The sequence below is a fragment of the Brachybacterium sp. J144 genome, from assembly GCF_036321705.1.
Lineage (GTDB): Bacteria > Actinomycetota > Actinomycetes > Actinomycetales > Dermabacteraceae > Brachybacterium.
Map to the genome: position 1 here is coordinate 118,446 of NZ_JAZDCG010000014.1, position 21,923 is coordinate 140,368.

A 21,923-nucleotide genomic window follows, 5' to 3' on the forward strand; every position below is an offset into this window, starting at 1 on the left:
GGGCGCGTCGAGCCGCGCCCCGGGGCGGTCGGCCGCCCGGCCCCATGAGTGACCCAGCCCACATCCCCCTAAGTGGGAAAGATTCTCATTCGCTGATAGCTTCCTGGCATGCACCTGATGAGAAGCATTGTCATGAAGCGACGCGCGGTCGCCCTCCTCGGCGCGGGCGTGCTCGCCCTCTCCGCCTGCGCGGGCGCCGGGACCGGCACGGGCTCCGGCGCGTCCGACGCCGGCTCCGGGACCGCCACCGAGTCCGGATCCGGCTCCAGCTCGGACCGCACCGAGGTCGGCGCCCTGAGCCCCCGCATCGTCCTCGCCTACGACGGCGGCGTCCTCACCCTCGACTCGACCGACGGGACCGTCCTGAACGAGACCCCGCTCGAGGGCTATGTGCGCCTGAACCCCGCCGGCGACGGCCGCCACGTCGCCGTCAGCGCCTCCGATGCCGTGACCATGTACGACACCGGTCTCCTGGTCCAGCCCCATGGCGATCACAACCACTACTACACGCAGTCGCCCGCCCTCACTGAGATGGCCGTCGACGCCCCGCACCCCGGCCACGTCGTCCCCCACGGCGACCGCACCGCGATCTTCGCCGACGGCACCGGCGCGATCACCGTGATCGATCCCACCTCCCTCGCCGACGGCGAGCTCGGCATCCTCGAGGAGCTCGCGACCGACGCCCCGCACCACGGCGTCGCGGTCCCCCTCGCCGGCGGCGGACTGCTCACCACCCAGGGCACCGAGGACGCCCGCAGCACCGTGCAGGTCCTCGACGCCGACGGGAACGTCACCGCCCAGACCGACGACTGCCCGGGGGTCCACGGTGAGGCCGCCGCTCAGCCCACCGACTCCGGGGACGTCATCTCCCTCGGCTGCGAGAACGGCTCCGTGATCTACCGCGACGGAGAGTTCCACAAGGTCGCCGTCGACACCGACTACCAGCGCTCCGGCAATCAGACGGGCCACGAGGACTCCCCGATCGTCCTCGCCGACAACAAGGTCGAGGCCGAGCCGGCGGGCGGCACCGAGCACCCCACCTCGATCGCGCTCATCGACACTCGCGACGCGACCCAGCAGATCGTCGACCTGGGCTCGTCCTACTGGTTCCGCAGCCTCGACCGCGGCCCGGACGGCGAAGCGCTCGTCCTCACCTATGACGGTGAGCTGAACGTCCTCGACCCCGAGACCGGCGAGATGCTCCACGAGGTGCCCGTGGTCGAGCCGTGGGAGGAGCCCGCCGAGTGGCAGGAGGCCGGCCCGATGCTCGCCGTCGCCGACGGCACCGCCTTTGTGGTCGACCCCGCTGCGCAGACGCTCAGCATGGTCGACGTCGCGAGCGGCGAGCTCTACCGGACCCTCGACCTGCCCGTCGTGCCCCACGAGATCCAGGTGACCACCGGCACCGCCTCGGGCGAGTACGAGGTGGGCGGCTCCTCCGAGGGCGAGCCCGACGAGGACCACGAGGGCCACGGGCACTGACCCCGGCGCCTGACCCGCTCCCGCCCGCGACGTCCGCCCGGACGTCGAGGGCGGAGCCGGATCAGCCGGCGCGCCCGGCGCTGGCGCTCGAGGGGCCTCAGCGCACCGTCACCGTGATCTCCACCGGGTCCACCGGTGCCTGCCGGGTGCCCTGGTCCTGGTCGCACCCTTCCTCGATCTCCGCGCGGGTGCCGTAGAGGACCCGCACCGTCGTGGTGCCCGGGGCGACCCCCTCGGGCCCGCCGCGCTCGGCGACAGGCACCTGATCCTGCTCGAGGAGGTCGTGGGCCCGCAGCGGACGGCCGACGGGTCCGGACCGACCGGCAGCGGGACATCGTAGTGACCGTGACCGAGCAGGCCGGGGACGGGGCGTGAGCGCGATGTTCCTGGGGGCGGACACCGATCAGCTCAGGGAGCGCGGGGGCGACCACGGCCGCGAGGCGGAGCGGCTGCGAGACCTGCTCGACGGGCTCGTCCCGGCCGCCGACGCGGTGACCTGGGTGGGACAGGATGCCGAGGACTTCTGTGGCGGGGTACGACGCGCGGTCGCCGAGGGGTGCTGGACGGGGGCGTCGGCCGTCCCGGGCTCAGAACCCCAGTGCGTCCGCCCGGGCGATGATCACCTCGGCGGTGCCGACGGTCTGGTCCGCATAGGCCTCGCCGAAGAGGTGCACGTGGGCGAGCAGGGCGAAGAAGAGGTGCGCGGGGAGGTCCTGCTCCCAGTCGCCCGGCAGCGGATGCTCGGCGGTGTAGCCCGCGAAGATCTCCTCGAGGAAGGGGGCGCCGAACAGGGACAGCAGCGCGAGGTCCTCGAGACGGTGGCCGCCGTGCGCGGCGGGGTCGATGAGGGTCGCGCCGGCCGCCGTCCACAGCACGTTCCCCGACCACAGGTCGCCGTGCACGCGCGCGGGTTGCTCGGCGCCCTGGCCGCTGATCCCGTCGAAGGCGCCGTCGGCGATCACGTCGATCGCCTCATCGACGGTGTCGTGGCCGTCCGCGCCGAGCACGCGCCCCACTTTGTCGGCGAGGGGGCGCAGCCGGCCTTCGGCCCAGAAGTCGGGGAAGTCGTCCCAGGCGCGGGTCTCGACGGGGAAGGGCTTCTCGAGCGGCCCGAAGAACGCCGGCTCTGCCGGGACCCAGCCGAAGCCGGGCGCTCCCGCGTCGTGCAGCCGCGCGAGGCCCCGGCCCAGCTCCCGGGCGGCGTCGGCCGTGGGCTCGACGGACTCGAGCCGCACCAGCCGCAGCTCGTCCTTCCCCTCCTCGAGCACCTCGACGACGGGAACGGCGCGCGGTTCGGCCAGCCAGCGCAGTCCCGCGGCCTCGGCGGCGGCGTACCCGGCGGGGGCGTTCGGTGATCTCTTGACGAAGTCGTCCATGGGGCCACCGTGGCATCGGGGACCGGGGGAGGGCCAGCCGTGCAGGCCGCGGTGGGGGCAGCGCGGTCGACGGGCGACGACGGCTCAGCCGTCCGCGATGCCCAGCTCCGCGGCGAGCGTGCCCCGCAGGATCGGCAGCACCCGTCGGTGCGAGGTGCGGGTCGTCGCGCGGGACGCGACGTGGACGAGCATCGCGGTGCGCTCATATGCGGTCCAGGCGCGCATCCGCTCGCGCAGCGCGCCGACGTCGGCCGCGGACCCCGGCACCTCGCCGTGCTCGGCGCGGGCGCGCGCATAGGCGCCGATGAAGGCGTCCACCGCCTCCTCCTCGAGCGGCACGTACCAGGGCCCGCCGTGCACGGCGCCGCCGATGATCGCCAGGTCGCGGGCGGGATCGTCGCCCTGCGCCCACTCGAGGTCGATGCAGCGCACGCGCCATCCGCCCGCGTCGTCCTCGGTCCGCTCCCACAGGATGTTCGTCGCGCACAGGTCGCCGTGCGCGAGGACGAAGCCGTCGAGCCCCGCGATCTGCGGCTCGACCGCGGCGACCCGCTCGTGCGCCGCGTCGAGGAACCGGTCGAGGCCGTGCGCGGCGATGACCTGGCCGTGCAGCGCCCGCCACGCGGCGATCTCGCCCTCCACCTCGGTCAGCAGCGAGGGCGGGCCCGACGGCACGGCGGCCCACGGGTGCGCGCCGAGGGTGACGGGGCCGCGACCGGGTGCGGGTACGGAGTGCAGGCGGGCGAGGAGCTCGGCGTGGGCGGCGAGATGGGCCGAGGTCCACGCCGCCGGGGCCGCGGCGGTGCCGGGCACGTCCGTGGTGACGACATAGGGGTGCCCGATGGGGCTGGTCGCGGGATCGTCGTGGAAGGCGATCGGATCCGGCCCCACCTCGGGCGGGATCAGGGTCAGCGCGGCGATCTCATGCGCCAGATCCTGGTGCAGCTCGTCCGGCGCGACATGCGGGATCCGCACGATGACCGGTGCGTTCTCCTGCGGCGAGACCCTCCAGGCGGCGAAGCGCTCGCCGACGCCCGCGAGCGTCACCCGCGCCGGGCCCGACAGCGTCGGCGGCAGCACCGACTTATGTAACCCGGGCAGGCGCACGGGAGAGGAGTCGTCCCGCAGCGGCATCACCAGGGTGCCGGTGCGCCAGGCATCCACCAACCGCTCGCCCATCGCCGGGGAGGCGGGGTCCAGCAGCGCGGAGTGGTGACGGTCGGGGGACGCGGCGGACATGGCGGCTCCTGGGGCGCGGGAGGGTCGAGTCTACGCCGACGGGTGCTCGCGGGCAGGGGGCTCGCCGACCGTCGACCTGTGCGAGAGTGCTGGTCATGCCGCACACGCCGTTCCGTCGGGATCAAGTCGACCTCGCACTCCTCGCCTCGTCCGACGCCCCCGCGCTGCTCGCTCTGGAGACCCGGAATCGGGAGCGGCTGCTCGTCGGCGCCCCGGTGCAGCCCGCGGAATGGTTCACCGAGGCGGGACAGCGGGAGGCGATCGCCCAGGCTCTCGCCGCCGCCGACGCCGGGCTCGGGCTGCCGCTGGGGATACGGGTGCTCGAGGGCGGCACCTCGCGACTGGTCGGCCGCCTGACCCTCTCCGGGATCATCCGCGGCGCCTTCGAGTCCGCCTCGCTCGGCTACTGGGTCGACCACGAGGAGGCCGGCCGCGGCATCGCGACCCATGCGGTGCGCGCCGCGCTCGCCGTGGCCTTCGGTGGTCTCGGCCTGCATCGGCTGCAGGCGGAGGTGCAGGTGGGCAACGACGCCTCCGTGCGGGTGCTCGAGAAGTGCGGCTTCGCCGAGTACGGCCTGGCCAGGGACTATCTCCGCCTCGGCGGGAAGTGGGCGGACTGCCGCCTCTTCCAGCTGGTCCACGCGGGGTGGCAGCCTGCCGGTGGTGGGGGCGCGGGGGGCAAGGCGGGTCCGGCTGTGGGCAGTGGGGGTGCGGGTGTGCGGGAAGGGATGGTCGACTAGTGGCGTGTGGCGTTCCACTACGGCTATATAGCCGTACTGGAACGCCCTGCGCCCGTACCTGACCATCGCGACCCGGATCCGGTGCGCGCGGAGGGTGCGCGCGGGCGGTGCGCGGGGGGAGTGCGCGCGGGCGGTGCGCGGGGGGAGTGCGCGGGGGGGGGGGTCAGGCCTGCGCGCCGGTCACCGTGCGCACCGCGTCGTCGATGAGCCGGGCGGCGGTGCGGGCGGTGCGCGAGTCGACGTCGAGGGACGGGTTCAGCTCGACCACGTCCAGCAGGGCGAGCTTCCCGGAGCCGGCCGCGGCGCGCACGGCCGCGGCGATCAGCGGCAGCGGCACCCCGAGGCCCGCGGGGGCCGAGACCCCCGGGGCGACCGCGGCGGGCAGCACGTCGAGGTCGATGGTCAGGTAGAGGACATCCAGCTCCGCGGCGAAGTCCTCGACGAACCGGGTGATCCCCTCGGCGCCCGCGGCGAGGCACTGCTCGTCCGTCCACCAGCGGACGCCCAGCTCACGGGCCCGCGCGAACAGGGTGCCCGTGTTCGAGGGCTCGGCGATCCCCAGGACCGCGTAGTGCAGGTCCCGTCCAGCGGCCCGCTCGGCGGCGGCCATCTGCGCGAAGGGCGTGCCGGAGGTGGGGCGCGGCTCCTCGCGCAGGTCGAAGTGCGCATCGAGGTTCAGCACGCCCCAGCGCCGGCCGGCGTGCGGGCCGATGCCCGAGTCCATCAGCCCCCGGTATGAGGACCACGCGGTCTCGTGCCCGCCGCCGAGCACCACGGTCAGACGGGAGCCCGCCCGGTCCAGGCCGTGCGCGGTCAGCGCCGCGGCCGCGGTCTGCCCGGCCTCGAGGTCCTCGCCGACGGTCGCGGCGTCGCCGAGGTCGTGCAGCTCCACCTCGCCGTGGGCGAGCGGGCCGTGCAGCGCCATCGGGGCGAGCGCCCGGCGCAGCACCGCGGGACCGTCGGCCGCCCCGACGCGGCCGCGGTTGCGGCGCACCCCCTCATCGGTGCGGAAGCCCAGCAGCGCCACGTGATCGGCGGCGGGATCCGGTGCCCTCTCGGGAGCCGTGGCTCCGGGCGCCGCGGCATCGACGGCTGCGGCGCCGGAGCTCGCGGGGGCCGGCGCGCCGTCCGTGGTCGCGGCACCCGTCGTCGCGCTGCCGGTCCCGGCTCCGACGATCCGCACCGCCTGGTGCCAGCGGGCGTGCTGGGGGCCGTCGCCGTCGTGTCGTCCGGTCCACTCGGTCGTCGGGGCGGGGGAGCTCGTCATCGATGCCTCCTGATCACGTCGGCAGGGGGTAGGTTCAGCCCATCATGGCACCGGGAGCGGGGCGCGGATCCGCCGGTCGGCGTCCAGCGTCCGGCCCTCCGGACGGACCGGGCACGGTCTCGCCGGGACGGACCGGGCACGGTCTCGCCGGGACGGACCGGGCACGAGCACGGGCCCGGCGCCGGCCGCCGGTGCCCGGCGTCGTCCAATCCGGACCGCGACCACATGACGACGAGGAGGCACCATGGCAGGGACCGCGGAGACGTCGGAGAACAAGGGGCCGGCGGAGTCCGGGCAGCCGGAGGCGACCGAGCCGTCGGAGGCCGCCGAGAAGTCGGGAGCGGACGAGCAGCCTGAGGCCGCCGAGCAACCGGCCGACGACGACGAGGCGGCGGAGCGCCGACGCCTGGGCGAGCGCGACCATGCCGTCGAGGACGCCCTCGTCGAGGAGTTCGAGAACACCGTCACCGAGGGCGCGGACCGGCTGAACCGCACCTGGCGCGCGCTCGTGGTCACCGGGCTCTTCGGCGGGATCGACGTGGGCCTGGGCCTGCTGGCGATGCTCGCGGTGGTCGACGCGACCGGCTCCAAGCTGCTCGGCGGGCTCGCCTTCGGTATCGGTCTCTACGCGTTGCGGCTCGCGCACTCGGAGCTGTTCACCGAGGAGTTCCTCGTTCCCATCAACGCGATCATGGCCGGGCACGGCACCTGGCCGCAGCTGCTGCGACTGTGGGCGGTCACCCTCGTCACGAACCTGGTGGGCGGATGGGCCTTCACCTGGGTGGTGATCGCGGCGTTCCCCCGCTTCGAGGACGTGCTGCGCGAGACCACCGCGAGCTATCTCGACCCCGGTCTGACCCTCGAGACCGGGGCGCTCGCCGTGCTCGCCGGCTTCACGATCACCCTCGTGACCCGGATGAGCCAGGGCTCGAACGAGGGCATCGCGACGCTCGCGAACGCGCTCATCTCCGGGCTGCTGGTGGTGGGCCTCGGGATGCTGCACGGCGCCCTCGGCTCGGTCGTGGTCTTCGCGTCGATGCATGCGGGCGATCCGACCACCTACCTCGAGTGGCTGGTCTGGTTCAGCTGGGTGATCCCGCTGAACATGGTCGGCGGGCTCGTCATCCTCACTCTCCCGCGCCTGGTGCGCACCTGGGAGCTGTCCACGGCGGAGAGGCAGGCCCAGCGGCGCGAGCGGGAGCAGGAGGGCTCAGGTCGGGGCCGACCCCGTGCCGCCGGGGTGTCATAGTGGCGCCCACCATGACCTCCCCGAAAGTCCCCGCGGCCGACGCGACGCTGCGCCTGCTGACGTTCCTCGCCTCGCGGCGCGCCCCGGTGCCCGCCGCGCGGATCGCGCAGCAGTTGGACCTGCCCCGTTCCCGCACCTACGACCTGCTCGCGACCCTCGTCGAACACGGGTACGTCCTGCACCTCGAGCAGGAGCGGCTGTACGGGCTGGGGCCGGCCGCGCACGAGCTCTCCGGCGCCTATCTGCGCCAGGAGCCGCTGGCCCGGATCGGCCGACGGGTCGTCGAGGCGATGGTCGACGAAGTGGGGGAGAGCGGGCACCTCGCGGTGCTGCACGGCCGGGACGTGCTCTACGTCGTCGAGGAGCGCGCCCGGAACCGGCCGAGCCTCGTCACCGACGTCGGCGTGCGGATCCCCGCCCATCTCACGGCGAGCGGCCGCGCGATCCTGGCCCACCTTCCCGCCGCGCAGCTGCGCGCCCTCTACGGCACCGCGGCCGACTTCGCCGCCCGCACCGACGCTCCCGGCCCCTCCACCCCCAAGGCGCTGCGGGAGGTGCTGACGGCCGTGCGGGCCGACGGGGTCGCGAGGGAGTCCGGGGAGGTCAGCGACGAGATGGGCTCGGTCGCCGCCGTCGTGCGGGACCATGCCGGCTGGCCCGCCGCCGCCGTGGCGCTGACCTTCGTCGAGGCCCGCGTCGGCCCGGCCGAGCGCGAGCGCCTCGCCGCCTCGGTGCGTCGCGGCGCGGAGGAGATCACGCGGCGCCTCGGTGGGCGGGCCGGAGCGCCCCCGCGCTGACCCCACGCCGCTCGCCCAGCCCCCACCCTCCCGCCCCGCCCACCTCGCCGGTGACCGATCGGTCATGTGCGCCTGTGTTCCCTCCACGGAACAGAGATGCACATGACTCGCGAGTAATGTCCGCGTCCGCGTCCGCGTCGGCGTCCGCGTCGGCGTCGGCGTGGGAGTGCGCGTGTACTTGAGCTCGGGTATCGCCAGTCCGGTATCCCGGACAGCGCCGCGATCCGGCCTCTCGACCCGGACCCGGGGGCGGTGGTGTCCTGGGGAGAACCCCGAGACCGCTCTCGACGAAGGAGCCGACGATGTCCCTCCCCGGAGCCCGCCCCGTCCGTGCCGACCGCGGCACCGCCCTCTCCGCCAAGTCCTGGCAGACCGAGGCGCCGCTGCGCATGCTCATGAACAACCTCGACCCCGAGGTCGCCGAGCGCCCCGATGACCTGGTGGTCTACGGCGGGACCGGCCGCGCCGCCCGCTCCTGGGAGGCCTTCGACGCGATCGTCGACACCCTCAAGGACCTCGAGGACGACGAGACCCTGCTGGTCCAGTCCGGCAAGCCCGTCGGCGTGCTGCGCACGAACGAGTGGGCCCCGCGCGTGCTGCTCGCGAACTCCAACCTCGTCGGCGACTGGGCGACCTGGCCCGAGTTCCGCAAGCTCGAGGCCGAGGGCCTCATGATGTACGGCCAGATGACCGCGGGCTCCTGGATCTACATCGCCACCCAGGGCATCCTCCAGGGCACCTTCGAGACCTTCGCGGCCGTGGCGCAGAAGCGCTTCGGCGGCACCCTGGCCGGGACCATCACCCTGACCGGCGGTTGCGGCGGCATGGGCGGCGCGCAGCCCCTCGCCGTCACCCTCAACGACGGCGTGTGCCTGATCGTGGACGTGGACCGCTCCCGCCTCGAGCGCCGCGTCGCCAAGCGCTATCTCACCGAGATCGCCGACGACCTCGAGGACGCCATCGCCCGCGCGAACGCCGCCAAGGCCGAGAAGCGCGGGGTCTCCATCGGCATCGTCGGCAACGCGGCGGACGTCTTCCCCGCCCTGCTCGAGCGCCACCGCGCCGGTGACCTGCAGATCGACGTGGTCACCGACCAGACCTCCGCCCACGACCCGCTGAGCTACCTCCCCTCCGAGATCTCCGTCGAGGACTGGCAGCGCGAGGCCGACGCGGATCCCGAGGGGTTCACCAAGAAGTCCCGCGAGGCCATGGCCCGCCAGGTCCAGGCCATGGTCGAGTTCCAGGACGCCGGCGCCGAGGTGTTCGACTACGGCAACTCGATCCGCGACGAGGCCCGCCACGCCGGCTACGACCGCGCCTTCGCCTTCCCCGGCTTCGTCCCCGCCTACATCCGCCCGCTGTTCTGCGAGGGCCTCGGCCCGTTCCGCTGGGTCGCGCTGTCCGGCGACCCCGAGGACATCGCCGTCACCGACGCCGCGCTCAAGGAGCTCTTCCCCGAGAACGAGCACCTGCACCGCTGGCTCGACGCGGCCGGCGAGCACGTCGAGTTCGAGGGCCTGCCCGCCCGCATCTGCTGGCTCGGCTACGGCGAGCGCCACCAGGCAGGGATGCTCTTCAACGACCTCGTCCGCGAGGGGAAGGTCAAGGCCCCCATCGTCATCGGCCGCGACCACCTCGACTCCGGCTCCGTCGCCTCCCCCTACCGGGAGACCGAGGCGATGCTCGACGGCTCCGACGCGATCGCCGACTGGCCGCTGCTGAACGCCCTCACGGCCACCAGCTCCGGCGCGACCTGGGTGTCGATCCACCACGGCGGCGGCGTCGGCATCGGCCGCTCGATCCACGCCGGCCAGGTGGGCCTCGCCGACGGCACCGACCTCGCCCGGCGCAAGCTCGAGCGCCTGCTCACCAACGACCCGGCGATGGGCGTCATCCGCCACGTCGACGCCGGCTACTCGCGCGCCGACCAGGTCGCCCACGAGCGCGGCGTGCGCATCCCGATGACCCCCACCCGACGGGACTGAGGAGCACGCCGATGGCCGCCCCGACCTCGATGCTGCTCACCGGCATCTCCGAGCTGTGGACCCTCGATCCCGCCCTCGACGACCCCGCGCGCCCCGGGCGGGTCACCGAGGAGCAGGTGCTCCACGACGCCGCCGTCGTGATCGAGGACGGCCGCATCGCCTGGACCGGCCCCGAGGCCGAGGCGCCGCCCGCCGATGCGGCCGAGGATCTCGGCGGCCGCGCCGTGCTGCCCGGCTGGGTGGACTCCCACTCCCACCTGGTCTTCGACGGGGACCGCGCCGCCGAGTTCGAGGCCCGGATGGCGGGGCAGTCCTACGCGGCGGGTGGCATCGGCGTGACCACCGCGGCGACGCGGGAGGCGTCCGACGAGCGGCTGCGCCGCCTCGTGCGCGCCCGGCTCGCCGAGGCCGCCGCGGGCGGCACGACCACGATGGAGACGAAGACCGGCTACGGCCTCACCGTCGCCGACGAGGCGCGGGCCGCCCGCCTCCTCGCCGCCCTCGCGAAGTGCGGGGAGCTCGACGAGGTCACCTTCCTCGGCGCGCACCTGGTGCCGGGGGAGTACGACGGGCAGGAAGGCCGCCCGGGTGCCGAGGAGTACGTCGACCTCGTCGCCGGCGAGATGCTCACGGCGGTCGCCCCGCACGTGCGCTGGATCGACGTCTTCTGCGAGGAGGGCGCCTTCACCCCCGAGCAGTCCGAGCGGGTGTTGCGCGCCGGCGCCGCTGCGGGCCTCGGCCTGCGCGTCCACGGCCACCAGCTGGGCCGCAGCGGCGGCGTCGTGCTCGCCGTCGAGCTCGGCGCCGCGAGCGTCGACCATCTCAACCACCTCTCGGCCGACGACGTCGAGGCGCTCGTCGCGACCGTCTCCCGGCCCACCGCCGACGGGGAGGGGCCCGGCCTCCTGGCGGTCGATGCGGGGCCGACGGTCGCGACGGTGCTGCCCGCCTGCGATCTCTCGACCCGAGCCCCGCTCGCCCCGGCCCGCGCGCTGCTCGACGCCGGTGCCGCCCTCGCGATCGCCTCGAACTGCAACCCCGGCACGAGCTACACGAGCTCGATGAGCTTCTGCGTCGGCACCGCCGTGCTGCAGATGCACCTCAGCCTCGACGAGGCGATCCGCGCCGCGACCCGCGGCGGGGCCCTGGCGCTGCGTCGCAGCGACGTCGGCCATCTCGGGATCGGCGCCCTCGCCGACCTCCACGTGCTGGACGCCCCCGCCGCGATCCACCTCGCCTACCGCCCCGGCATGCCGCTCACCCACCAGGTGCGGCGTCGCGGGGAGCGGATCGCCTGACCCCCGCCCGGCTCGACCACCCGCCGCCGCGGCGACCCCTCGCCACCGACCCCGCGTCCGAAAGGCCTCCCCATGACCGACACCGTCACGCTCTCCACCGCCGGGATCACCGCCGCGGACGTGCTCGCCGTCGCCCGTCGCGGGGCGCGCGTCGAGCTCGACCCCGCCGCGCGGAAGCAGGTCGCCGCGGTCCGCGCCCACATCGACGCCCTCGCCGCGGGGGACACCCCCGTATACGGCGTCTCCACCGGCTTCGGCGCCCTCGCCGACACCTCGATCCCGTCGTCGATGCGCCACGCCCTGCAGCGCTCGCTGATCCGCTCCCACGCCGCCGGGGCGGGGCCCGAGGTCGAGACGGAGGTGGTGCGCGCCCTGATGCTGCTGCGCGCCCGCACCCTCGCCTCCGGTCGCACCGGCGTGCGCCCCGTCGTCGTCGAGACGATGCTCGCCCTGCTGAACGCCGGCATCACCCCGATCGTCCACGAGTACGGCTCACTCGGCTGCTCGGGGGACCTCGCCCCGCTGTCCCACTGCGCGCTCGTGCTCATGGGAGAGGGGCGTGCCCGCGACCGCGACGGCGTCGTGCGTCCCGTGCCCGAGCTGCTCGCCGCGGCCGGGATCGAGCCGGTGCTCCTCGAGGAGAAGGAGGGCCTCGCGCTCATCAACGGCACCGACGGCATGCTCGGCATGCTGCTCATGGCGCTCGCGGACCTCGACGAGCTGGTGCGGATCAGCGACCTCACCACCTCCCTGTCGGTGCAGGGCCTGCGCGGCCGGGACACGGTGTTCCGCCCGGAGCTGCACGGCCCGCTGCGCCCCCATCCGGGCCAAGAGGCCTCGGCTGCGAACATCCTCGCGCTGCTCGCGGGCTCGGGGATCATCGCCGACGTCGCTGCCGAGGGCTCCCGCGTGCAGGACGCCTACTCGCTGCGCTGCGCCCCGCAGGTCGCCGGGGCCGTGCGGGACACCATCGAGCACGCCCGCACGGTCGCCGCCCGGGAGCTCGCGAGCGCGATCGACAACCCCATCGTGCTCGAGGACGGAACGGTCACCTCCAACGGCAACTTCCACGGGGCGCCCGTCGCGTACGTGCTGGACTTCCTCGCGATCGCGAGCGCGGATCTCGCCTCGATCGCCGAGCGCCGCACCGACCGGATGCTCGACAAGGCCCGCTCCCACGGCCTGCCGCCCTTCCTCGCCGACGACCCCGGCGTGGACTCCGGCTTCATGATCGCCCAGTACACGCAGGCCGCCCTGGTCTCGGAGATGAAACGCCTCGCGGTGCCCGCGAGCGTGGACTCGATCCCGTCCTCCGCGATGCAGGAGGACCACGTCTCGATGGGCTGGCACGCCGCCCGCAAGCTCCGCACCAGCGTGGAGAACCTCCGCCGGGTCCTCGCGATCGAGCTGCTGACCGCCGCCCGCGCGATCGACCTGCGCGCGCCGCTTCTCCCGTCGGCCGCGGGCGCCGCCGCGATCGCCGTGCTGCGCCGCACCGTCGACGGCCCCGGTCCGGACCGCTTCCTCGCCCCGGACATCGCCGAGGCGGAGGCGCGACTGCGCGACGGCTCGGTGCTCACCGCCGTCGAGGAGGTCACCGGGCCCCTCGCGTGACGAGGGATTGCCGCGCCGTGCCGGGCGGAGTGATGAGCGTGAGGTCACCGCCGTTCGCCGGGTGCGCGGGGGCGGTCCGGGGTTAGCCTGAGACGTCGTCCCCCGGCCTCCTGGCCCGCGCGGGGACCGTCCCGTCCCCTCCGCCCCGGAGCCCTCTGAAAGAAGTCCCCATGGGAGAACTGCATCTCGGCTTCGAGATCGCCGCGCTGGTCGTGCTCAGCGTGATCCTGCTCGCCGATCTCCTGCTCGTCCTCAAGCGCCCCCACGTGCCCTCCATGAAGGAGTGCGCGGCGTGGATCGGCTTCTACGTCGGCCTCGCGCTCGTCTTCGCGGGGGTGCTGTTCTTCGTGGGCGGTGCGAAGCCGTCCTCCGAGTTCCTCACCGGCTGGCTGCTCGAGTACTCGCTGAGCGTCGACAACCTCTTCGTCTTCATCATCATCATGGCGAAGTTCGGGGTGCCGCGGAGGTACCAGCAGGAAGCGCTGATGGTGGGCATCATCATCGCGCTGGTCGCGCGCGGCCTGTTCATCCTCGCGGGCTCCGTGATCATCGAGCACTTCGTCGGGATCTTCTACCTCTTCGGCCTGTTCCTGCTGTACACGGCGTGGAAGCAGGCCTTCGCCGACGAGGACGGCGACTCGGACTCGTGGATCATGCGGATGGTCCGCAAGGTGATCCCGGTGGCCGACGAGTACGACGGCAACAAGCTGCGCACCGTCGTGAACGGCCGCACCATGTTCACCCCGATGCTGCTGGTGTTCATCACCCTCGGTATCACCGACGTGATGTTCGCGCTCGACTCGATCCCCGCGATCTTCGGCGTCACCCGCAACCCGTTCCTGGTCTTCACCGCGAACATCTTCGCGCTCATGGGCCTGCGCCAGCTGTACTTCCTGCTCGGCGGGATGCTCGACCGCCTCGCCTACCTGCACTACGGCATCGCCGCGATCCTGGGCTTCATCGGCGTGAAGCTGCTGATCCACGCGATTCACGAGGCACCGCTCGGCTTCATCCCCGGCTTCTCCACCCTGCAGAAGATCCCCGAGGTGCCGATCTGGCTCTCGCTGACCTTCATCGTGGTTGCGATGGGCGTCGCGATCATCGCCTCGCTCGTGGCGTCGAACCGGAAGGACAGCGCCGAGACCGCCGCCTGATCCACCGCACGAACGGCCGACGGGACCCGCTGAGCGGGCCCGTCGGACGTTCCGCGTCCGGGAACGGGAGCGCTGGGCTCGCGGATCTGACCGCTGGCGTTGCGGATCAGACCGCCGGTGTCGCGAAGCCGCCGTTGGACAGCAGCAGCTGGCCGCGGATCCAGGCGCCCCGCTCGGAGACGAGGAAGCGCACCAGGTCCGCGACCGTCCCGGGCTCGCCGAGCTCGCCGCCCGGGGTCTGCGCGGCGCAGGCCGCGCGGACCTGGTCGTCCATCCAGCCGGTGTCGATCGGGCCGGGATTGATCACGTTGGTGCGGATCCCGCGGTCCGCGAGCTCGTGGGTGCCGGCGAGCACGAGCCGGTCCAGAGCGCCCTTGGTCGCGCCGTAGGGGAGGTTGTGGGCGGTGTGGTCGCTGGTCAGGGCGATCACAGCGCCGCCGGCAGAACCAGCGCCGCCGGCCTCGGACTCGACGGCGACCTGCGCGGCGAAGGCCTTCAGCAGCAGCCAGCTCGCGCGCACGTTGACGGCGTAGTGCCGGTCGAAGCTCTCCACGGTCGTGTCCAGGATCGAGGAGTCCACCGACTCGCAGTGGCTCATCACGAGCGCGCCGAGCGGGCCGAGGGCGTCCCGGGCGGCCGTGACCAGGTGCTCCGGCACGGCGGGATCGGCGAGGTCCCCGGGCAGCAGCTCGACGCGTCGGCCGGTGGTGCGGAGCTCGTCGGCGAGCAGCTGCACGTCGGCGTCCTCGCCGAGCACGCGGCGGTCGTAGTCGGCGTGGAAGGAGAGGGCGAGGTCGAAGCCGTCCTCGGCGAGGCCGCGAGCGATGGCGGCGCCGATGCCGCGGCGTCGGCCGACGCCGGTGAGCAGGGCGGTGCGGGGAAGGGGTGCGGTGCGGTGAGGCATGGCCGCACCCTACGGAGCGTCCTGCGGCCTCGGCCAGCGCTATTCCGCGGCGAGGACCTCGACGGTGCTCGCGAGGGTCACCTGCGGGCCGAACAGGCCCATCGTGTGCAGGGCCGCCTCGCCGTTCGCCGTGTCCGAGGCGGCGCAGGCGTCGGTGACCACGGTGAGATGCGCTCCGGCGTCGGCGGCGGCGAGGACGGTCGCGATCACGCAGCAGTCGGTGGAGACCCCGGCGATGAGCAGCGGTGCCGTCGTCGCGTCCTCGCCGAGGCGGGCGCGGAGCTGCGGCCCCCACTTCCCGAAGGTCGGCTCGTCGACCGTGGGGTGCGCGGTGAGGCCGGCGGCGCCGTCGACGAGGTCGTAGAGCGGATCGGTCGCGGGGACGTCCGCGAAGGGCCAGGCGCGGAAGTACTCGCCCCACGAGGTCTCGCGGTCCGCCGTCGGCAGCCAGCGGCTCACGAGCGTGCGCTCGGGGCCGACGGCGGCGGCGAGCTCCCGGATCCGCTCCCAGGTCCCGTCCCAGAACGGGGAGGCCCAGTCCGAGCCGGGGTCGGCGAAGATCCGCTGCGGGTCGATGATCAGCAGGTGCTGGGGCTCGGTCTCCATGCTTCGCACTGTAGGACGCTGCGAGCAGAAACACCTTGCGAACCTCGTGGCTGATGCGAGAATGAATGAAGAACGGAGGTGTATTCACATGGAACGGGACTCTCGAACGACGAACACATCCGAGATGCTCGGCGCCCGCATCCGGGAGGCGCGGCTCCGCGCAGACATCTCGCAGGACGACATGGCGGTGCTGCTCGACGTCTCCCAGCCCACCTACTTCCGCATCGAGTCCGGGGCGCGGCCCCTCAAGGGCGACGAGCTCGTGATGATCGCGGATCGACTGGGCGTCAGGTCCGCTGCGCTCACCGGCCTCTCGACCCTCAGGCAACGCGCTCGCTTCGCAGCGCGTGCCGACGGGGCTGACACGTCCCTCGACGCGCTGCGCCATCGCCTCGAGGAGTACCTCGAGCTCGATGCCTATCTCGCCGGACACGGCATCGCGGCGGGATGAGTCGGAACGAACAGCTCGCGATGGAAGCCGCTGCGGCCTTCCGTGCCGAGCACGACCTCGGGTCCGACGGGTTAGGCGATCTCTTCACCCTGATCCAGGCCACGCTGGGGATCGACGTAATGAGCGTCTTCGCCGAGGAGAGCGCCCATGGTCTGACCATGCTGGATCCCTCGACCGGACGGATCGTCATCGCCGTCGCGACGACGCCGCACCCTATGCGGCAGCGTTCCTCCGTCGCGCACGAGCTCGGCCACGTCCTCCTCGGCCACCTCGAGTTGCCCGAGCCCCCGGTCCCGGGGCAACGTTCTCCGCAGGAGATCCAGGCGGACGCCTTCGCACGACATGTCCTGCTGCCGCTCGAGTCGGTGAGGGAGCGCATCAGGCCCGGGGCCGTGGGCGAGCGCGAGCTGTCCTCGCTCGTTCAGGAGTTCGGGGTCTCTGCGCACATCGCCGCGATCCAGCTGCGGGATGCCTCGCTCATCGACGACGACGCCGTCCAGAGCCTCAAGGGGCTGTCGGCCCACGCCCTCTCCCTCAGGCACGGGTGGCTCGACCAGCACGCCGCCCTGGCTCGTTCCTCCGAGAGCCCGAGAGCACCTCAACGCCTGATCGCACGTGCAGTGCGCGGGGTCCAGGAAGGAGTGCTGGGGATATCGGAGCTGGCGCGATGGTACGACCGCGGCGTCGAGGAGCTGGAGCAAGAGCTCAGTGCGTTCGGTGATGAGTCGGAGAGCATCGGCGACGTCCCATGGGGGGTCGACGAGCCGCTTTTCGGGGACCCGCGACCGGGCGACGACGGATGAGCATCCTCCTCGACGCCGGACCGGCTCTCACCTTCCTCGCGGTCGGGCAGGAGAACGTCCTGATCCAGCTGGCTCTGGCGGGGAGCATGGACCTCAGTGCGCCGGAGCGCGTCGACAAGGAAGTTCGGGGCAAGTCGCGCGACCCTCGGTTCGCGCGGACTGGCGTCCACCGCAAATGGGAGACGTTGAAGGCCGCAGGACGCCTCCGGATCCTCCTGGACGACCTCGACGGCGGGATCTTCGAAGATGCGGTGGGCCGGATCGCGGGCATGCCCGCGCAGGACCGTGTGCGGCGGAAGTCGAGCCTCGGGGAGATCATGGTGATCGCCCACGGATCGGTGCTCGCGCAGCAGGGCGAGGACGTCGTCGTCCACATCGACGAGCGTGACGGACGCCGGCGCGCGGGGCGCGAGATCGCGTGGCTACGTCGGCAAGGAGCTCCGGGGCAGATGCGCCTGTGGACGACGCCGCAGATCATCCTCCAAGCCAAGGAGCGCGACGGATGGATCGTCGGATCGTTGGACTGGCGGGAGGTCTATCGGCGCATGCAAGCTTTCGACGACGGGCTGCCGCCGCTCTCGGAGATCCTCGGGCGCGGCTGAGACTCGTCGCCCGGCTCGGCGCTCATGCCGCTCGCTCCTGCGCCCGGATCCGCCCGCGCCGCGCAAACCAGGTGACCGCGAAGCCGAACAGCAGCGCGAAGAGCACGCCGAGGTTCGCGTACGCCCAGTTCCCGTCCCAGTAGGAGCCGGCGGGGTCCGCGACGAAGGTGCCGAGCCCGAGCGGCTCGAGCAGGTAGCCCTGCCAGTTGTTCCACGGGGCGTCCTCCGCGAAGGAGTTCACCACGAGGCCCCAGCCGACCACCGAGGCGACCACGAGGGTGCCCACCGATATCCAGTCGACGGAGCCGTAGCGGCCCGTCGGATCGAACAGCGCCTGCTCGTCGTAGTCGGCACGGCGGGAGAGCACGTCGGCGATGAGGATCCCGGCCCAGGCGGCGATCGGCACGCCGAGGGTGATGAGGAAGCTCTGGAAGGGGCCGATGAAGTTCTGCGCGAAGAAGGCGACCCAGATGGTGCCCGCCGTGAGGATCACGCCGTCCACGGCGGCCGCGGCGGGGCGCGGGATGTCGATGCCGAGGCTGATCAGGGTCAGGCCCGAGGAGTAGATGCCGAGCACCGCGCCGGAGACCAGGGTCAGCACGGCGACGATCCAGAAGGGCACCAGCGCCCACAGCGGCAGGATCGAGATCAGCGCGCCGATCGGGTCACCCTCGATCGCGCCGTTCAGCTCCTCGTCGGAGCCCGCGAGCAGCAGCCCGAAGATCACCAGCACCACCGGGGCGGCGGCGCCGCCGACGGTGTTCCAGAGGACGATCGAGCCGTCGGACGCCGTGCGCTTCTGGTACCGCGACCAGTCCGCGGAGATGTTGATCCAGCCCAGCCCGAAGCCGGTCATCACCATCACCAGCGCGCCGATCATCGCCTGCGGCGGGCCCGACGGGGCGGACAGCACCGCGGCGACGTCGATGTAGGGGATCGTGAGGATCATGAACAGGATCGTCATCGCGCCGGTCGCCCAGGTCAGGATCGACTGCAGCCTCATGATCGTGTGATAGCCGAGCACGGAGGCGCCGACGATCAGGGCCGCGATCGCGAGCGCCGCGATGACGGTGACGGCGCTGCCCGCCCCGATGCCGAGGATCTCGAAGACCGTCGCGGTCGCGAGCACGGCGGAGATCGCGAGCGAGGTCTCCCAGCCGATCGACGTCAGCCACGAGACGATGCCCGGCACCTTCTGCCCGTGCACGCCGAAGGCCGCGCGCGAGAGCACCATCGTCGGCGCGGAGCCGCGCTTGCCGGCGATCGCCACCAGCCCGCACAACGCGAAGCTGATGATGATGCCGAGGACCGCCACGATCGTCGCCTGCCAGAAGCTGATCCCGAACCCCAGCAGGTAGGAGCCGTAGCTCATCCCGAACACGGACACGTTCGCGGCGAACCACGGCCAGAAGAGGTCGCGCGGCCGGGCGGTCCGCGCGGACTCGGCGATGATCTCGATGCCGGTGGTCTCGACGAGGCCGGGGGCCGACGAGCCCGTCGGGCCGGACGCTCCGGCGGACGCGGAGGAGGCGGAGGAAGAGTCGGGAGAAGGCGACATACGAGGCTCCGGGGGTGGGCAGAGGACCGCCCGCGAGGGGCGCTGGCGGCAGTCTCCCATGTCACAGATGCCTTCGGGTGTCTGCTGGGCCATGGCAGGGCGCGTCCTCGCGGGTCTACGCTGAGCTGGTCCTGCCCCCGGTCGACGCCCCGTGTGCGCGCGTCCCGGCGGGCAGACCCCTCGACACCGACCGCCGGGACGCCCTCCCGGACGGCCCCGACCTGCCCGGAAGGAGCCCGATGAGCTCGCCGACCGACCTCGCCGCGCGGGCCCGCGGCCTGCTCCGCATCGCCCCCGCCCGGGTCGACCACCTCCCCGCGCTGCGCATCGCCGTCGGCCTCGCGATCCCGCTCGCGATCCTGCTCGCCGCCGGCCGGGTCGACTGGGCGATGTATGCGGGCTTCGGGGCATTCACCGGCATCTACTCCCGCTACGAGCCGACCCGCGTGCGCTTCCGCCGGCAGGGCCTCGCGGGCGCGCAGCTGACGCTCTGCGTCACCCTCGGCGCGGGCCTCGCCCAGCTCACCGAGGTCCTGCCCGTCGCGGCCGGCTCCTGGCTCGTGATCGTCGTGACCGCCCTGGTCGCGGGCGCCTCCGCGGCGTTCGTGACCTCCCGCGGGCTGAAGCCGGGCGGCGCGATCTTCCCGGTCTTCGCGGTCTCCGCCGTCGCCTCCGCGCCCGTGGCCGCCCCGTTCTGGCTCGCGGGCCTCGTCGCCGCGGCCTGCGCCGCGCTGTGCATCGTCCTCGGGCTGCTCGGGCACTGGGCGGGGGAGCGTCACCCGGACGCGGTCGTGGGCCGCGACCACGAGCTGTTCACCGCCCGACAGCTGGGCGGCGAGTTCGTCCGCTACACCGTCGCGGCGCTGGTCGCGGGGGCGCTGGGCCTCCTCTCGGGGCTGCCGTTCCCGTACTGGGCGCAGGTCGCCGCCGTCGCGCCGCTGTCCTCGCCCGGGCACGGGGCGCGGGTCGAGCGGGCGGTGCACCGTCTCGTCGGCACCGTGGTCGGCGTGGTCGTCACGGCGTTCCTGCTGTCCTTCCCGGCCGAGCCGTGGCAGCTCGTGGTGTGGGTCGTGGTGCTGCAGTTCCTCGCCGAGATGTTCATCCTGCGCAACTACTCTCTCGCGCTCCTCTTCGTCACCCCGCTCGCGCTGCTCATGGTGCAGCTGGGACACCCGCAGCCCGCGGTGCCGATGCTGCAGGCGCGGGTGCTCGAGACGGCGATCGGCGTGGGCGTCGGTCTCGTGCTGGTGCTCGGCCGCTACGCGCGGGAGCAGCGCGCGGTATAGCGCCGCCCTGTGAACCGGGCCGATGTCGTCCCGGCCCCCGGCGTAGCGTCGACGGCATGACCGACGAGACCGTGTACACCCACGGCTACGGCCCCGCCGTGCTGACCAGCCACCGCGCCCGCACCGCCGAGAACTCCGCCGCGTACCTCCTGCCGCACCTCCGCACGGGGATGCGCCTGCTCGACGTGGGCAGCGGCGCGGGCACGATCACCGCGGGCCTCGCCCGGATCGTCGGCCCGGGGAACGTCACCGCGCTCGAGGTCGCCGAGGAGTCTGCGGCGCTGACCCGCGCGGAGCTCGCGGCGCAGGGGCTGGACGAGGTGACGGTCGTGGTCGGCGACGCCCAGGCGTTGGACCTCCCCGACGACGCCTTCGACGTGGTCCACGCCCACCAGGTGCTCCAGCACCTCCCGCGGCCTGTCGACGCGCTGCGCGAGGCGCGCCGCGTGACCCGTCCGGGCGGCCTCGTCGCCGTGCGGGACAGCGACTACGAGGGCTTCCGCTGGTTCCCCGAGGATGCGCGGCTGGACCGCTGGCTCACGCTCTACCTCGCCGCCGCCCGAGCCAACGGCGGCACGCCCGACGCCGGCCGGCGCCTGCTCGCCTGGGCCCACGAGGCGGGCTTCACCGACGTCACCCCCGGGGCGTCGACCTGGTTGCACGCCACCGAGGAGGCCCGCGCGGCCTGGGGCGCGACCTGGTCCGGCCGCATCACCTCCGACCCGCTCGCGGGGCAGCTCGAGCACGAGGGGCTCGCCGACGCCACCGTGCGTGAGGACGTGGCCCGCGCCTTCCGCGACTGGGCGGCACACCCCGACGCCTGGTTCGTGCTGCTGCACGGGGAGATCCTCGCCGTCTCGCCGTGAGCGCATCCGCGGCCACGGGAGCGGCCTACCCTGGTCCCGACCACTGTCACCTCGGGAGGATCCCCTGATGAACCTCAGCTCCGCCATCCTGCGCGCCGTCCCCGGCGCGTTCATCCTCAACTCCGGCATCGGCAAGCTCGGTATGGACGAGCAGACCGCCGCGCATCTCCAGGCGATGGCCGTCAACGGCATCCCCGCGGTCGAGACGCTCTCCCCGAAGCAGTTCGGGCGGCTCGTCGCGTTCGGCGAGATCGCCGTGGGCTCCTCCCTGCTGCTGCCCTTCGTGCCCACCAAGGCCGCGGGCCTCGCGCTCGCCGGGTTCTCCGGCTCGATGCTCTCGATGTACTTCCGCACCCCGGAGATGACCGAGGCCGATGGCGTGCGTCCCTCGCAGTCCGGCACCCCGCTGGCCAAGGATTCCTGGATGGCGGCGATCGCCCTCGCCCTGATCATCGGCACCGGCAGCGGCTCCCGCGAGGCGAAGAAGGACGCCAAGCAGGCCGAGAAGCGCGCCGTGAAGCTCGAGCGCGCCCTCGAGAAGCAGGCCGACTGACCCCCGCCCCGGCCGGGCCCCCGGCCCGCACCCGCCGGTTGTTGGGGGTGGGGGTTTTTTTTCTTCTGGGAGAAGAGGAAAAAAAGAGAGGGA

Annotated in this window: 21 protein-coding genes; 14 read left to right on the forward strand and 7 right to left on the reverse strand. The window is 73.2% G+C overall.

Translation table 11 applies throughout. From position 1 onward, the window contains the following. Positions 1-117 precede the first annotated feature (117 nt). Complete coding sequence (locus V1260_RS06675) at positions 118-1,482, forward strand: WD40 repeat domain-containing protein (RefSeq protein WP_329746026.1); 1,365 nt, start codon at positions 118-120, stop codon at positions 1,480-1,482. Between the two features lie 97 nt (positions 1,483-1,579). Here V1260_RS06675 and V1260_RS06680 read toward each other — a convergent pair whose 3' ends face one another. The 3 genes from V1260_RS06680 to V1260_RS06690 all read right to left on the reverse strand — a co-directional run bounded on the left by V1260_RS06680 (position 1,580) and on the right by V1260_RS06690 (position 4,097). Beyond that, positions 1,580-1,744, reverse strand: a complete 165-nt coding sequence (locus V1260_RS06680) for a hypothetical protein (RefSeq protein ID WP_329746027.1) — start codon at positions 1,742-1,744, stop codon at positions 1,580-1,582. 325 nt (positions 1,745-2,069) lie between these two features. Next, positions 2,070-2,858 (reverse strand): fructosamine kinase family protein, encoded by a 789-nt coding sequence (locus tag V1260_RS06685; RefSeq protein WP_329746028.1) that lies wholly within the window; start codon positions 2,856-2,858, stop codon positions 2,070-2,072. Positions 2,859-2,942: 84 nt separating this feature from the next. Beyond that, a complete protein-coding gene (locus tag V1260_RS06690; RefSeq protein ID WP_329746029.1) occupies positions 2,943-4,097 on the reverse strand; it encodes a phosphotransferase family protein in 1,155 nt (384 codons plus the stop codon). 95 nt (positions 4,098-4,192) lie between these two features. On the opposite strand from V1260_RS06690, the gene V1260_RS06695 reads away from it, so the two are divergent. Next, on the forward strand, positions 4,193-4,837 hold the full coding sequence (locus tag V1260_RS06695) for a GNAT family N-acetyltransferase (protein WP_329746030.1): 645 nt from the start codon (positions 4,193-4,195) through the stop codon (positions 4,835-4,837). Between the two features lie 163 nt (positions 4,838-5,000). On the opposite strand, the gene hutG is transcribed toward V1260_RS06695, so the two are convergent. After that, the gene (hutG, locus tag V1260_RS06700; protein WP_329746031.1) at positions 5,001-6,104 is read right to left on the reverse strand and encodes a formimidoylglutamase; all 1,104 of its coding nucleotides are present in this window, start codon (positions 6,102-6,104) and stop codon (positions 5,001-5,003) included. A 244-nt stretch (positions 6,105-6,348) separates the two neighbouring features. Here hutG and V1260_RS06705 point away from each other — a divergent pair, with 244 nt between their 5' ends. The 6 genes from V1260_RS06705 (at position 6,349) to V1260_RS06730 (ending at position 14,201) form a co-directional block, all read left to right on the forward strand. Beyond that, positions 6,349-7,353 carry a formate/nitrite transporter family protein gene (locus V1260_RS06705; RefSeq protein ID WP_329746032.1) on the forward strand — a complete coding sequence of 335 codons (1,005 nt, stop codon included), beginning with the start codon at positions 6,349-6,351 and terminating at the stop codon, positions 7,351-7,353. Positions 7,354-7,364: 11 nt separating this feature from the next. Beyond that, positions 7,365-8,150, forward strand: a complete 786-nt coding sequence (locus tag V1260_RS06710) for an IclR family transcriptional regulator (protein ID WP_329746033.1) — start codon at positions 7,365-7,367, stop codon at positions 8,148-8,150. 302 nt (positions 8,151-8,452) lie between these two features. Next, on the forward strand, positions 8,453-10,135 hold the full coding sequence (gene hutU / locus V1260_RS06715; protein WP_329746034.1) for a urocanate hydratase: 1,683 nt from the start codon (positions 8,453-8,455) through the stop codon (positions 10,133-10,135). 11 nt (positions 10,136-10,146) lie between these two features. Continuing rightward, positions 10,147-11,433: an amidohydrolase family protein gene (locus V1260_RS06720; protein ID WP_329746035.1), complete on the forward strand. Its 1,287-nt coding sequence runs from the start codon at positions 10,147-10,149 to the stop codon at positions 11,431-11,433. A gap of 72 nt (positions 11,434-11,505) precedes the next feature. Then, complete coding sequence (gene hutH, locus V1260_RS06725; RefSeq protein ID WP_329746036.1) at positions 11,506-13,047, forward strand: histidine ammonia-lyase; 1,542 nt, start codon at positions 11,506-11,508, stop codon at positions 13,045-13,047. Between the two features lie 170 nt (positions 13,048-13,217). Continuing rightward, a complete protein-coding gene (locus tag V1260_RS06730) occupies positions 13,218-14,201 on the forward strand; it encodes a TerC family protein (protein ID WP_329746037.1) in 984 nt (327 codons plus the stop codon). A gap of 106 nt (positions 14,202-14,307) precedes the next feature. Here the strand turns inward: V1260_RS06730 and V1260_RS06735 are convergent, their stop codons facing one another. Continuing rightward, positions 14,308-15,105 (reverse strand): SDR family oxidoreductase, encoded by a 798-nt coding sequence (locus V1260_RS06735; RefSeq protein WP_329746038.1) that lies wholly within the window; start codon positions 15,103-15,105, stop codon positions 14,308-14,310. A 39-nt stretch (positions 15,106-15,144) separates the two neighbouring features. Then, the gene (locus V1260_RS06740; protein ID WP_329746039.1) at positions 15,145-15,711 is read right to left on the reverse strand and encodes a cysteine hydrolase family protein; all 567 of its coding nucleotides are present in this window, start codon (positions 15,709-15,711) and stop codon (positions 15,145-15,147) included. Between the two features lie 88 nt (positions 15,712-15,799). On the opposite strand from V1260_RS06740, the gene V1260_RS06745 reads away from it, so the two are divergent. Genes V1260_RS06745 through V1260_RS06755 form a run of 3 tightly spaced genes read left to right on the forward strand, consistent with a single transcriptional unit; the run spans position 15,800 to position 17,567 of the window. Beyond that, positions 15,800-16,162 (forward strand): helix-turn-helix domain-containing protein, encoded by a 363-nt coding sequence (locus tag V1260_RS06745; RefSeq protein WP_329746040.1) that lies wholly within the window; start codon positions 15,800-15,802, stop codon positions 16,160-16,162. Between the two features lie 20 nt (positions 16,163-16,182). Then, complete coding sequence (locus tag V1260_RS06750) at positions 16,183-16,965, forward strand: ImmA/IrrE family metallo-endopeptidase (protein WP_329746041.1); 783 nt, start codon at positions 16,183-16,185, stop codon at positions 16,963-16,965. Continuing rightward, the gene (locus V1260_RS06755) at positions 16,962-17,567 is read left to right on the forward strand and encodes a hypothetical protein (protein ID WP_329746042.1); all 606 of its coding nucleotides are present in this window, start codon (positions 16,962-16,964) and stop codon (positions 17,565-17,567) included. Before V1260_RS06750 ends, V1260_RS06755 begins: the two co-directional genes overlap by 4 nt. A 22-nt stretch (positions 17,568-17,589) precedes the next feature. Here V1260_RS06755 and V1260_RS06760 read toward each other — a convergent pair whose 3' ends face one another. Continuing rightward, entirely contained in the window at positions 17,590-19,125 is a 1,536-nt protein-coding gene (locus V1260_RS06760; RefSeq protein WP_329746043.1) for a purine-cytosine permease family protein, read from the reverse strand. Between the two features lie 239 nt (positions 19,126-19,364). On the opposite strand from V1260_RS06760, the gene V1260_RS06765 reads away from it, so the two are divergent. The 3 genes from V1260_RS06765 (at position 19,365) to V1260_RS06775 (ending at position 21,830) form a co-directional block, all read left to right on the forward strand. Further along, on the forward strand, positions 19,365-20,411 hold the full coding sequence (locus V1260_RS06765; protein ID WP_329746044.1) for an FUSC family protein: 1,047 nt from the start codon (positions 19,365-19,367) through the stop codon (positions 20,409-20,411). Between the two features lie 56 nt (positions 20,412-20,467). Then, positions 20,468-21,277, forward strand: coding sequence for a methyltransferase domain-containing protein (locus V1260_RS06770; protein ID WP_329746045.1), 810 nt, complete (start codon positions 20,468-20,470; stop codon positions 21,275-21,277). Positions 21,278-21,344: 67 nt separating this feature from the next. Next, on the forward strand, positions 21,345-21,830 hold the full coding sequence (locus tag V1260_RS06775) for a hypothetical protein (protein WP_329746046.1): 486 nt from the start codon (positions 21,345-21,347) through the stop codon (positions 21,828-21,830). Positions 21,831-21,923: the final 93 nt, after the last annotated feature.